The organism is Nitrospina sp. P1_D6, from assembly GCF_052156615.1.
Taxonomy (GTDB): Bacteria; Nitrospinota; Nitrospinia; order Nitrospinales; family Nitrospinaceae; genus Nitrospina.
Genome location: NZ_JBQKUN010000001.1, coordinates 86,119 through 98,813 on the forward strand (window position 1 = coordinate 86,119; position 12,695 = coordinate 98,813).

The 12,695-nt window shown below is 50.6% G+C and carries 8 protein-coding genes and 1 tRNA gene; 2 read left to right on the top strand and 7 right to left on the bottom strand.

Annotation, left to right across the window (positions count from 1 at the left end):
• Positions 1-97 precede the first annotated feature (97 nt).
• Positions 98-174, top strand: a tRNA-Arg gene (locus ACTRXA_RS00385).
• 168 nt (positions 175-342) lie between these two features.
• Here the strand turns inward: ACTRXA_RS00385 and ACTRXA_RS00390 are convergent.
• The 5 genes from ACTRXA_RS00390 to ACTRXA_RS00410 form a co-directional block, all read right to left on the bottom strand.
• On the bottom strand, positions 343-1,965 hold the full coding sequence (locus tag ACTRXA_RS00390) for a response regulator (protein ID WP_442425226.1): 1,623 nt from the start codon (positions 1,963-1,965) through the stop codon (positions 343-345).
• An 86-nt stretch (positions 1,966-2,051) separates the two neighbouring features.
• Positions 2,052-2,912: a CheR family methyltransferase gene (locus ACTRXA_RS00395; RefSeq protein WP_442425227.1), complete on the bottom strand. Its 861-nt coding sequence runs from the start codon at positions 2,910-2,912 to the stop codon at positions 2,052-2,054.
• Positions 2,896-6,612 (bottom strand): response regulator, encoded by a 3,717-nt coding sequence (locus tag ACTRXA_RS00400; protein WP_442425228.1) that lies wholly within the window; start codon positions 6,610-6,612, stop codon positions 2,896-2,898. Before ACTRXA_RS00400 ends, ACTRXA_RS00395 begins: the two co-directional genes overlap by 17 nt.
• 1,139 nt (positions 6,613-7,751) lie before the next feature.
• Positions 7,752-10,460, bottom strand: a complete 2,709-nt coding sequence (locus tag ACTRXA_RS00405; RefSeq protein ID WP_442425229.1) for an ATP-binding protein — start codon at positions 10,458-10,460, stop codon at positions 7,752-7,754.
• A gap of 283 nt (positions 10,461-10,743) precedes the next feature.
• Positions 10,744-11,280, bottom strand: coding sequence for a DJ-1/PfpI family protein (locus ACTRXA_RS00410; protein ID WP_442425230.1), 537 nt, complete (start codon positions 11,278-11,280; stop codon positions 10,744-10,746).
• Between the two features lie 135 nt (positions 11,281-11,415).
• On the opposite strand from ACTRXA_RS00410, the gene ACTRXA_RS00415 reads away from it, so the two are divergent.
• Complete coding sequence (locus ACTRXA_RS00415) at positions 11,416-11,784, top strand: response regulator (RefSeq protein ID WP_442425231.1); 369 nt, start codon at positions 11,416-11,418, stop codon at positions 11,782-11,784.
• A 40-nt stretch (positions 11,785-11,824) separates the two neighbouring features.
• On the opposite strand, the gene ACTRXA_RS00420 is transcribed toward ACTRXA_RS00415, so the two are convergent.
• Together ACTRXA_RS00420 and ACTRXA_RS00425 are read right to left on the bottom strand one after the other, a co-directional pair.
• On the bottom strand, positions 11,825-12,070 hold the full coding sequence (locus ACTRXA_RS00420; protein ID WP_442425232.1) for a hypothetical protein: 246 nt from the start codon (positions 12,068-12,070) through the stop codon (positions 11,825-11,827).
• A 95-nt stretch (positions 12,071-12,165) separates the two neighbouring features.
• On the bottom strand, positions 12,166-12,654 hold the full coding sequence (locus ACTRXA_RS00425; RefSeq protein ID WP_442425233.1) for a hypothetical protein: 489 nt from the start codon (positions 12,652-12,654) through the stop codon (positions 12,166-12,168).
• Between the last annotated feature and the right edge of the window lie 41 nt (positions 12,655-12,695).

Genomic DNA, 12,695 nt, shown 5'->3' on the forward strand with positions numbered 1-12,695 from the left:
TATGAGTTGCGTGGTATGATTCGGCAAGTGGCCGCTTGATGAATAGCGAGCAGGATGGCCCGGCCTCATGTCGCCAACGTTTGAATTCAAAATACACGCCCCCGTAGCTCAGCAGGATAGAGCAACGGATTCCTAATCCGTAGGTCGCTGGTTCGAATCCAGTCGGGGGTACCAAAATGCAGTATGAAATGGCTTGCGGGTTTTCCGGCAGGCCATTTTAATTTTATCGATGAAATGCGCTTTGAAGGGTGTCTTTCCGATCGTTTGGCCAGAAAATAAATTCCGGGGATTCGATACCAGGGGAAGTGATTAAGCAGAAAGAAGGCAATCGAGGAATAATCGCTATTCGTCTTCAGAATCGAAATTCAATTTCAGTAGCTGTTCCAGGATGGTCACGATTTCTTTCTGCAGGAACGGTTTGGAAAGGAAGCCATTGTGCACGTTTTCTTTCAGAATGTCTTCTTTTTCGTGGGAAAGTACGGAGGCGGAAAGCAGGATGATTTTAATGGAATCGTCACCGTAAAGAGCCCGGATTTCCTTTGCCGCGTCAAACCCGTTCATGACAGGCATCTGGTAATCCATGAAAACGATATCCGGCTTCCATGCCGTTACCGATTCGACGGCCTCTTTTCCATCCACCGCAGACCTGACCTCCAGACCCATTTCAGCCAATAGCTGAGAAAGGATATCGACGTTGTCTGGCACATCATCGACGATGAGGGCCCGCACGCTTTTTTCAGGCGGTAGTCTGTACCGGTGGGATTCAAAGATGCCGTTGACTTTAGGTTTGGATTCCGCCGGAAAAAGCGGAATATTGAAATAGAAACAGCTGCCTTGGCCTTCTTCCGAGACCAGCTTCATCTCGCCGCCCATCAGTTCGACAAACTTTTTCGATATGGCCAGCCCCAGTCCGGTGCCCCCCTTGGCCTGCCCAAGCTCGGTTTGGCAAAACGGTTCGAAGACCATGGCCTGTTTTTCTTTTGGAATGCCCTTGCCCGTGTCCTTGACGTCAAATTGAAACCGGGCTTCTCCAAGGTACTTGACCTTCAATGTGATCCCCCCATCTTCGGTGAACTTGGTGGCATTGCCGATGAGGTTGATCAATACCTGGCGAAGTTTTTGATCGTCTCCAAAAACCCAGCAGGGTTCCTCCATGGAGAGTCCTTCGATTGAAAAATCAATTCCCTTTCCCCTGCAGACCTGTTCGAACATGACGGTGAGGTCGAAAAGGATTTCAACAAGATCGAAATCCTGAACATCGACGCTCATCCTGCCAGCTTCAATTTTGGCCAGATCGAGCACATTGTCGATCAACCGCATCAAATGCTGCCCGGCGCGATAAATGCCCTCGACCCCGTTGCGCTGCCTGGGGGTGAGACTGGCTTCATCCAGTTTCATGATCTGGGCATAGCCGAAGATAGCGTTCAGCGGGGTACGGATTTCATGATTCATGGCGGAAAGAAATTCCGACTTGGCTTTATTGGCCCGATCAGCCGCGTTTTTCAAATGTGCTGTTTCTTCAAGCTGAAGCTTCAGGTTTTTGGCCTGCTTCTGAATGAGCCTTTTTTGTTTGTAAAGATCGAGAAAAATCCGAACCTTGCTGTTCAGGATCAGGGGGTTGAGGGGTTTGTACAGGTAATCCACCGCCCCTTTCTGGTAGCCCTTGAAAACATAAGGTTCTTCCTTGCTGGAAGCAGTAATGAAGATGATGGGAATGTAGCGGGTTTTTTCTATTCCACGAATGAGGGACGCGGTCTCGTAGCCATCCATATTGGGCATCTGGACATCCAGCAGGATGAGTGCGAAGTCATACTCCAGGACTTTTTCCAGGGCCTGCTTTCCGGAATCTGCACGAACAATTCGGCATTTTTCCTCTTCAAGAAGGCTTTCCAGGGCGATCAAATTGGCCTCCACGTCGTCAACAATGAGTACGTGGGGGCGGTCGTCAATTTGCGTGTCTTCCATATTATTATCTTTTTCAGAGGTTAAATTTATTGCGACTTTTACTGGTTTGTTCATGTCCCTCCCCAATGAACAGCGAGAATCTGTTTTCAAGCCGCCTTCCGTTTTCTGTAAATTTTGTTTTTGTCGTCAAATACATCAAACATCGTCTCGTTTTCTTCCCCCAGCAAGCGCTCATTGGCCCCGGCGCAGAAAAATCCCTTGTGGCACAGGGAGTCCCAGAAAATTCGGATCGCCCTCTGCTTTAAATTGTTGTTGAAGTAAATCAGGACATTCCGGCAAAAAATCAGGTTCATTTCCCCCATGGAGCTGTCCGTCACCAGGTTGTGGTCAAAAAATGAGATGTGTTTTCTAAGCTCCGCATTCATGATGACGTTTCCGTAATTCACGGTGCAGTATTTAGTCAGGGTTTCCAGGCCGCCTGCTTCCAGGTAGTTGTGTGTATCCTCTTTTATGAGTTCTACGGGAAAAATCCCCTCCCGTGCTTTTTTCAGGGCTTCGGTGTTGACGTCCGTTGCATAAATCTGCGATTTTTCAAACAGACCTTCTTCCATAAGCATGATGGCCATGGAATAAACTTCCTGCCCGGTGCCACATCCCGCGTGCCAGATCTTCAGGGACGGATAGGATTTGAGAAGGGGAATCACATGGTTTCTCAAAGCCTTGAAGAAAGCCGGGTCGCGGAACAACTCCGTGACATTGATATAAAAATCCGAAACAACTTTATGGAACAGTTCCTTGTTGTTCAGGATATGGTGCTGGATTTGCGAAATGGAGCCGATCCCTTCCGCCTCCATGCGCCGTTTCAACTGGCGGCGGATGGAACTGTAATTGTAATTGCGAAAATCATATCCGTATTTCTGATACATCACTTCGAGAAGTGCCCACAACTCCAGGTTTTCATTGAGCTCTTCTTCGGAGACGGTCGTAGGATCAGTGTTGGCTTTCATGAAGTACCCATATTCTGATCTGGTTCAGCAAGACGTTGATGTCAACGGGCTTGGTCAAGTAATCGTTGGCCCCCGCTTTCAGGCACTTCTCCTTGTCGCCCTTCATCGCTTTGGCGGTCAATGCGATGATGGGAAGATTTTTGAATTCCGGCTTTTTCCGAATCTCTTTCATGCATTCGTAACCATCCATCTCCGGCATCATGATATCCATGAGGACGAGATCGACATTCTTGTGTTCTCCCAGCTGTTCCAGGGCTTCCTTGCCGTGCTTGGCGATGATTACGTTCATTTCGTATTCCTCGAGCACGTGTGCCAGGGCGAAAACGTTTCGCAGGTCATCGTCCACAAGAAGAATATTCTTGCCGGCGTAGGCTTTGGCATCCATGGGGGAATCCTTTTCGTCTTTTTCTTTTCCCTCTGACTGAACGACCTTGTGAAGAAACAGCGTGGCTTCGTCGATGAGCCGGTCCAGGGAATGGGCGCCCTTGATGATGATGCTTTCCGAATACCGTTTGAGTTTCACTTCCTCATTGGAAGTCAGGTCTCGCGCGGTGTAGACAATCACGGGAATGTTTTTTAATTTCTTTTTCTTTTTAATCTGTTCCAGAAAATCAAACCCGGAAATGCCTTCCAGGTGAAGGTCGAGGACAATGCAGTCCACCTCGTTTTCTTCCAGGGCCTTCAGTCCTTCTTCCGCCGTGATCGCCCGGAGGACGTTGGTTTTTCCGTTGCCCAGCAATTTCTTGATTTCGTCCTGGACGATGGTTTCGTCTTCGATCACCAGGAGGTTTTTGATGCTCTTTGATATCACCTTTTCAATGCGGCAGAACACGTCATCCATTTTCTCTTTGGTGACGGGTTTCTTGAGGAAACCGATGGCACCGAGTTCCATTGCTTCCTTGTTCTTGTCGTAAGCGGAAATGAAATGGACGGGAATCGGTTTGGTGTCCGGATGGTTTTTCAATTTCTCCAATACCATCAGGCCGTCGATGCCGGGCAGGCCAATGTCCAGAATGATGGCCGAAGGCTGGAACTGCTGAGCCAGCACAATGCCGTTTTCCCCGTCATCGGCAATGAGGCATTTGAACCCTTTTTCGTGCGCCATGTCTTTGAGCACCTCGGCGAATTTCAGATCGTCCTCGATGATGAGGAGGGTGCGGTCTAATTTACGGATTTCCTGCCGGTCGTCCTCCACTTGAGTGGATTGGGTCTCTTCGGACTTGACCCGGGTTTTTCGGGATTTGCGTCCGTTACCGCCATGGTCCCCATCCGTATCCGTTTTAAGAATGCCGACTGGCTGTTCCACCTTTTCAGGAATGAACACGGTGAAGGTGGAACCCTCTCCCAGCCTGCTGTGGAGTTGAATTTCCCCGCCCATGAGGCGCACGAATTCGCGCGTGATGGACAATCCCAGCCCGGTACCGCCGTACCTGCGGCTGGTGGTGCCGTCTTCCTGTTGAAAGGCTTCGAAAATCTGGGCCCGTTTGGATTCGTGAATGCCTTTGCCCGTATCGATGACGCTGAAACCAATTGTGGAGTCCACACTCAGGTCTTTGTTGGCCAGAACGGTGTCGGAGGAAGGGCGGCTAATGCGAACGGTGATGCCTCCTTTTTCCGTGAATTTGAAGGCATTGGAAAGCAAATTGCGAAGCACCTGTTCCAGATGCTTGGCGTCGCAAACCATGCTGTCCGGAAGGGCAGGGTCCAGTTCGACCGCGAAATCCAGTTTTTTATCGTCGGCCAGCGGCTGAAAGTTGCGTTTCACGGTATCGACAAACCGCTCGAGGCTGACTTCCTCCAGGATCATTTCCATGTTGCCGGATTCGATCTTTGACAGGTCGAGGATGTCGTTGATCAGGTTCAGCAGGTCGTTTCCGGAACTGTGGATGGTCCTGGCAAATTCCTCCTGCTTGGTGGTGAGGTTGCCGTCCTTGTTGTCGGAGAGCAGCCGGGACAAAATGAGCATGCTGTTGAGAGGGGTCCTCAATTCGTGCGACATGTTGGCGAGGAACTCGGACTTGTACTTGCTCGCGATTTCCAGCTCCCTGACCTTCTGGTTGACCAGCTCGTTCTTGGCTTCGATCTCCTGCTTCTGGATTTCCAGAATGGAGGCCTGCTCCTCCAGCTGGCGGTTGGTTTCCTGGAGCTCTCCCTGCTGCTGCACGAGTTTGTACTCGGATTCCTTGAGGGCGTTTGTCTGGACTTCCAGCTCCTGGTTGGCTTCCTGCAATTCCGTCTGCTGCTGTGCCAGCTCCTCGGCCTGGGCACGCGACTCTTCCAAAGCGTCTTTGATCCGCTCCTGGGCGATTTCGAGGGAAATTTTGGAGGCTATGGCGTCGGCGGCCTGGTTCACGAATTCCAGATGGTTGCCGGTGATCTCCTGCAGTGAGCATAACTCGACGACGCCCACCACGTCCCTTTCGGTAATCAGGGGCACAAAAAGGAGCGTTTTGGGAGGCGCTTCGCCCAGGCTGGATTTGATTCTGAAATACTCGTCCGGAACTTCCCGGACAAGGAGGCTTTTCCTGTCAACGGCGGTCTGACCGACGTACCCTTCGCCAAACTGGAAATTCTCGGTCAGTTTATGAGGGTTGGCGTAGGCATACCCGGCGGAAAAATACAAAGTCTTTCCCTGCGCCAGGTACAGCGCGCCCATCTGTATTCCCAGCCGCTGAACCATGAAACCGATGATTTGCTGGGAAGCGCTTTTCAGGGTGTCTGACTTCTGCATGATTTCGAACAGGTCGGAGATCCCCGTTTTGACCCATCCCTGGTGAGTTGCAACGGCCTCGGCTTCCTTCAGTTGGACCATAGTGGTTTCGTTTTTCTGGATGGTGTCCACAAACGTGCCCAGCGTGTTTTTGTACTCCAAGACCAGTCCGACGAAGGGAACCAGGTACCCCACGATTTTCAGGAAATGGGCGACGTTGAAGGCGTTGTCAAACAGGGCCTCGGAGCCGAACGCCATGTACGCCTGGGTGAGGACATTGGCGACCATGCTGACCATCACCGAGTGCACGAATACCGTTTTCTCCCGCTTGTAGAAGCGGGGAAACAGGAAGATTCCAGCGAACAGGAAGAGAATCAGGGGCACCACATCCCAGGGGCGGGTGAACAGGGCGTCCGGAAACATGGTCTGCGGGAGCTCGGTGCTGGAGGCGCAATACTGGATAACCGCATAGGCCACCAACGCAAAAATGAACCCGATGCCAGCCAGAAACTTCAACTGATCCGTGCTTTTGTCGTGGCCGGACCGCATCAACAGCATCACTGCGGCGATCAGGATGATGGCATTGAAGACGCGGGAGATGGCCCAGGTGAATGGCGCCAGGTTGGTGGCCATGGCTTTGCCTTCAATCAAGCGGTCAGACGCCAGGGTGTGGAACGCATCCACCATGCCTGCACACAAAAAGGCCATGGCGATGATGGGCAGGGTCATGTCCCGGTTGAAATAGAAATTGAACAGGGCCAGGACGAAGACCACGATGGCCGCGGCAAAGGCGCTCCATTCAAGAATCGTATGAACAAATGCCCCGGACTGAGAGTGAATGGCCCTTTCCTTGAGTTCCTCAGGGGACAGCTGGCTGATCACAGCCGGGTCCAGGGGTGCGGGTTGGGAGCCGAAGTCGTAACCCATCAGGTTCAGGAACAGGGGCACGAAACACACCGCCAGAACAGCCCACGTGATGCCAGGGGGCATGCGTGTAGCCCGGACCTTACCTGTATCTTTGCTTTCTTCCGAATCAGGAAATTGGGTTGGGGTTTCCATAAATCAACTCATTCATTCGATGAGGTGTTTTGTATGAGTTTTCCTGCTCCGGCCTGAAAACGGGTCGGAAAGCAAATTCGGTAAATAGAAGGAGCACAAACCAAACCCTGCGTTGAGTCCTGTAAAAGGACCGATCCAGATTTGGGGTGAAAATCAAAAGCTTGTGAAAAAAAGAAGGGTTGGTGCTGGTTGGAAGAATTTAAACGGTCTGTGTTTGCAATACAAGCGTGATGGAGTTTCCGGAATGGAAACCTTGGAAAGCGGATGCCTTGCCGGAATTTCAGGCGGTTTGATAGAGATAATCCTGAATTCAGTCCAAGTCGGAAAACCCGGGCAGGTTTGACCCAAATTTTTTTTGCTGGCAAATAAACCTTCATGCATAAGTCTCTGAAGTTTGCTAATCAACTGATTTGCTCTTTAACCACTCCAAAAACGATGAAAGAGGTTTTTGCAACTCCAATTTCTTTTCACCCCCTGCATCTTTGAGCAACTAACGGCTTCACCAACTCCCAGCTTATGAAAGGCAAAGGAGACCCTATGCTTGAGCCAATGGAAAGTTCAAATTTTTATTTTTGCTTGAATACCGACTCTCCACCCCCCTTCATACAAGTAGAGATTGGAAGGTTATTCAATATGCGTTTATTCCAAATTTAAGGGTTCTAAAGATATAAAGCCAAGATAAATTAAAGAAACCGTAAAAAAACACGCTTGGACCAGTAAAATTTACAAGACCGAAAATTTTCTCTGAATTTGTGGTCGGAGCCAGAACTCTTTAAAGTATAAATTATTATGGATGGGTTTAGACCAAAAATGTTGACTCAAAACGGAATGTTAACAAAACAAAATAAGCATTAGAAATCCTTCTAAAGGTTGGAAATTGTTTTGCGAAAGTTAAACGAGTACCCAGTTACAGGGTTAGGGCCCGGGGCGGTAATACTTCTAACCCCATGCTTTACAATTATTAATTTAGATAAAATCTTTTGAACAAACAGGAAGGGAATTGTCAAGCTTGTTGGAAAGGAGTTAGCTATAAGGTTGGGCACGAAGCATGTTTGGTAGCCGGGCAATATTCAACTATTATCCCCATGTCGAACCTTCTTGAGGATGTCCAGAATCTTTTTCGACTCGTACAAGCGGCTCAGTTTGTAAAGCCGATCGGCCAGTTCGGCTTCCTTGTCTCCAAGCACTTTCAGTTCATTGAGGTCTTTTTCAAACTCAAGAAACAGGCCCATGCGGGCATGGCGTGCCAGGCCGTCCCAGAGAGCCTGGGGAATGTGGATGGACTCGTAATCCAGCTTCTGCTCGGAACCTCCATTGGTCCCTTTCTGGGAAGAGGAAGGGCTTCCCGAACCATCGGCCGTTTGCCGGAACTTGTCTTTCAGCAGTTTCCGGGTGATGGTCAGAAGATCTTCGTAGACCACCGGTTTTCTCAGCACGGCATCGGCGCCTAAATTAATGAATTCCTTGGTCTGGTGCGTCAGGGTGGATGCGGTGGTCATGACGATTTTGAACCGTTCCTTGCCGTACTTCTCATGAATTCGTTTCATCACTTCGGAGCCGGACATGCCCGGCATCTGCTGGTCGAGGAAAATGATGTCCGGTTTCCAGTTTTCGATCAGTTTCAATCCCTTTTCCCCGTCCTCCGCCATTTGCACCTCGGCGCCGATGGTGGAGATCAGTTCCTTCAGAATGTCCAGGTTGGCCATGTTGTCGTCCACCAGAAGAGCCTGGATATTGGCATCCTGCGCGGACGCCTCGATGTTTTGAAGCATCAGGTCTGCGTCGACCTTTCTTTCCACTTTCAGGAGGATCAGTGAAAAATAAAAACGGGTTCCTTTTCCGGGCTTGGTATCGAATTTCAATTGACCGTCCATGATGTCCACCAGCCTTTGGGCGATGGTGAGGCCCATGCCGGTGCCGCCTTTCTGCTGACCGATGTTTCCCTGCCGGAACGGTACGAAGATAACCTTGTGTTCTTCATTGGGGATGCCGGGGCCGGTGTCGATGACTTCAAATAAGAACTCATCGTTTTTCTTTGGCGTGACACGGAACAGCACTCCGCCCTGGTCGGTGAACTTGGCGGCATTGCTCAACAGTTTCACCAGCACCCGGCGGATTTTGCCTTCATCGCCCCACACCCAGCGCTCCTCATCCAGCGGAAACGATTCCATTTTGAACTGGAGGTCTTTTTGCTGGCAGTCGATGCGCGTGATTTCCGCCAGCTGGTGAATCAGGGCTGTCAGGTTGAATTCAATCCGGTCGAGGTTTTCCTTGCGGGCCTCGATTTTGGAAACGTCCAGGATGTCATTGATGAGTGAAAGAAGGTGATCCCCGGACCGGTACACCATGTTGATTTTTTCTTTTTGCTCATCGGTGAGGTTGGCGCCCCTTCTCAGTATCTGGCTGTACCCGAGAATGGCATTGAGCGGGGTGCGGATTTCGTGACTCATGTTCACCAGGAACAGGCTTTTGGCGTTGTCCATCTCTTGGGCTTCTTTGGCGGCTTTCTCCGCCTGGAAGGCCTTTCGCGTGCGTTCGATGACCTGCTCTTCCAGTTCATCCTGGTGCTTCTTGATGACGCTGGTCATGCGGTTGAAGGAACGGGCGAGGAGTCCTACTTCATCTTTGGAGTCTGCAGCCAGTTCCATATCCCAGTTGCCGTGGCTGATGGCCTCCGCCTGCCGGGTCAGCCGTTCCATCGGTCTTAGTGTATGGCGCATAAACCATCCCGTAATCAGGGCCAGGAAAGCAGCCAGAATCAGAAAACCCACCATCAAATGGGTCTTGAGTTCCGAGACCGGCGCCAGTACTTCCTCGCGGTCCACCATAACGACCAGGTTCCAGCCGATGCCCTTGAAGTTCTGCCAGCCATCGGAAGTGGTGTAAGCCGTCAGGGACGGACCGTAATCCGTCGGGCCATAATGAAATCCGCGTCCTTCATTCAGCGCGGCCTGGACTTCAGCCCAATGGGAAAAGTCCTTGCCAAAATGTCTTGCCAGGCTGGCGGGTCTCGGAGCCAGGGGATTGGAACCGAAAACCAGGATTTGCCCTTTATCATTGAGCAGGAAGAACTTCAGGGTTCTCAATTCTGATTTTATCCGCACGTCATTCAGGATTTCTTCAAACAACTCGATATTGAGTCCTGCCCGGACCAGTCCTTCGAACTGCCCTTTATCGTCGATGACTTTTTTAGAAACGGTCAGGATGTACCCGTTGGAGCTTTTGTCGTAGTGAATATCCTCGAATGAAAGACTGTCCTGACTCTGGATAGCCTTTTGATACCAGGTCTCGTCCGCCTGGTAGAAATCGGTGGTGCGCGGGTAGGTCCCCATGATGACTCCGTACCGGTTGACAGCAAAGATCTCGCTGAACACGAAAAATTTGAATTTATTGTTCAGGAACCGAATTTTGTTTTCGAATTCGCGGGAAAGGGGATTGAGCAGGATGTTGCGGATTTCCGGGGTGCCCAGTCCCTTTTTCCAGTCTTTATCAATTCTTTGGATGAAGGCTTCCCGGTCCGGCATGGAAGCGTATTCCTGGTTAGACCGTTCAAACAGGCGGTCGAGAAACATGTCGAGTGGTTGCAGCTCCACTTCCTCGACCCGCAAAAAGAGGCTGCGGTCAAGGGTGTCCATGGCTTCTTCAACCAGGTCGTGAAGCTCGGTGCCGATGCGGTTCTGCAGGACGGTTTCAAACCGCTGGAGGAGGGAATAAACAGACAGGCCGATGGCAAGGCTGATACCGATGGCAAACAGGTATATCTTGTTTTTCAATTTCATAACTCAACGTGCTTGAAAACGTAAAACAATCTAAAACGATTCCCCACAACCGTATCGCTTCGCTATTATGAGCAAGTTAAATGGTGCGCCGACTTCGGGTCAATCTAAAAAAGCTGTAAATGAAAACGACTTTAAATACAGAATTTGGTATAGCCGATACTAAAAAATTGAATGAATCAGGAGGGGGTGAAATTTTTTTCAAATTGGTTGGATTTAATTTCAGGAATTCGGAATGCCTTGGGAATATGCTACCTAATAAAGTTATTTTATTAGGAGGAATTTCCTACATTATGTACACAAGGTTTTCCACCAAGGGTTGTATTGAGGAGCAGCCGTTGGCGGTCACGATGCGATCGTCGGCCAGAACCGGCACTTCTTCGCAGGGGATGCCCTGGTTTTCGAGTTCCGATCGGGCGGCGGAATCCCCGGGGCAGGCCGCCCGGCCCGGCAACAGGCCGGCTTTTCCCACGACCACAATGGAGGTACCGATGGCAGCAATGATGCTGCCCGCGCGGTGATGGTCGACCAGGATCTGCGGCACGATGGGGTCGTTCCACAGGGATTTGGCCGCTCCTTTGCCGCCTGTCAGCACGATGGCGTGGTATTTTCCGGAAACCCCTTCCTGCTTGTTCCAGTCGATGATCGTGCCGTCGGGGGTGAACCGTTCCTTCTTCATGCCGGTGGCCTCCCGTCCCGATTTGGACAGGACCACGACCCGCGCTCCAGTGGGTTCCAGGGCTTCAAGCAAACCCAGAAGTTCGTCTCCATCGAACTGGTTATTTGGCATGATGATAAGGATGTTTTTTCCATCAATTGACATAGGCTATCCAAAACAATTGAATTTATATAAATTTTGTATAAAATGAGGCGTTGCCGATTGGAAAATGGTGATTTAAAATGCCTCTTTCTTTTCGTGATGCCGAAATTATTTGAGTCCGTTATTTCCGAGGTCAGAATGATTCAAAAGAACCTGATACTGGTAGTGGACGATGATCCCGACAGCTGCCAGATTTTAAATGAATTCTTTCATTCCCTGGATTACAGGGTGGAAACGGCTGAAGATGGACAGGCCGGCTTGAAGAAATTTTTCGATAGCAAGCCCTGCCTCGTGGTTCTCGATGTACGCATGCCCATCATGGATGGTTACCAGATGTTGAAACGAATCCGGGAAATCGACTCCGACACTCCGGTGATCATCGTATCCGCCCAGTCCTACCTGGACGGTGTTGAAGAATGCATGAAGCAGGGGGCAACCGATGTTCTTCACAAACCCATTGAACTGGTTCAACTTGAAGAAAAGGTGACCCGTTACCTCAAGAACTAGCCCTGCCTCTTGTAGATGTCACTCCCTAAAAGAGGTTGTCTCAGGTATATGAAAGGGGAACCAGGTAAACCTGTTCTGTATCTTCCTGTTTGATAAAGGATTTTGTGGTGGGGCATTGAAACGGGTTGGCCAGCACATTTTTGACATCCGTCGGAAGGTCCTTCCCCTCCCAGAATTCTTCCACACTTTGCGTATTGTCCGGGCCGTTTTCAAGCAACACGTGGTGGCGGGTGGGGTGCACATCCCCGCAGGCATCGCACACGCTGTGAACTTCATACTTTTTCATTATCCACTCCCTACCAGAGAAAAAAGATTTCCTGAAAAGACAGGTATTTGAATTGTTTCCTTTCTTTACCCTCTTTGTCAAGAGGACCCAATCTTCTATTTCGGGGGATTGAACGGGATCTCCCGGGTGAATACGGGAGGATGACGCGAATCGAAATGAGCCTCGGCCACCAGCACGCCGCGCCGGTCGTCGCCCTTGATCACCAGTTGGCGCCCGGCTTTGTTCAGGTGGGGTTGTCCCGGAACGATCAATGTGTCCTTAGGGATGAGGGGGATGCGTAGGGATTTGGCGGCCTCGACTTCATCTCTGTGACCATTCTCCGAAGGCGGCCAGTTGGCCTTGCCAACCGTGGAGAACATCCATTTCACAAATTCGGTCGGGCGCTGGTCGGGGAACATCGCGGAAAACGAGGAGCGGGAGACCTGCCGCGGAGAGGACAGGTATCGGACCACCTTCACCGCCTGCTCCAGTTTTGGATAGGCAGGGGGATTTGTCCAGTCAATGAACAAAAGGGGAACGACCAGCAAAAACCCCAGCGCACCCCAGATGGCAAACGCCTTCGCTCCCTCACCTGCAGATCTCATCTTCCTCTCCATCCCGGTTCATTCGACAAAATTCAGTTTCG

Bases quoted from the DNA above. Each gene is read 5' to 3' on its own strand.
- ACTRXA_RS00420 (WP_442425232.1), bottom strand. From the start codon at position 12,070: ATGAAAAAGTATGAAGTTCACAGCGTGTGCGATGCCTGCGGGGATGTG.
- ACTRXA_RS00405 (WP_442425229.1), bottom strand. From the start codon at position 10,460: ATGAAATTGAAAAACAAGATATACCTGTTTGCCATCGGTATCAGCCTT.
- ACTRXA_RS00425 (WP_442425233.1), bottom strand. From the start codon at position 12,654: ATGAGATCTGCAGGTGAGGGAGCGAAGGCGTTTGCCATCTGGGGTGCG.
- ACTRXA_RS00390 (WP_442425226.1), bottom strand. From the start codon at position 1,965: ATGGAAGACACGCAAATTGACGACCGCCCCCACGTACTCATTGTTGAC.
- ACTRXA_RS00395 (WP_442425227.1), bottom strand. From the start codon at position 2,912: ATGAAAGCCAACACTGATCCTACGACCGTCTCCGAAGAAGAGCTCAAT.
- ACTRXA_RS00415 (WP_442425231.1), top strand. From the start codon at position 11,416: ATGATTCAAAAGAACCTGATACTGGTAGTGGACGATGATCCCGACAGC.
- ACTRXA_RS00410 (WP_442425230.1), bottom strand. From the start codon at position 11,280: ATGTCAATTGATGGAAAAAACATCCTTATCATCATGCCAAATAACCAG.
- ACTRXA_RS00400 (WP_442425228.1), bottom strand. From the start codon at position 6,612: ATGCCCCCTGGCATCACGTGGGCTGTTCTGGCGGTGTGTTTCGTGCCC.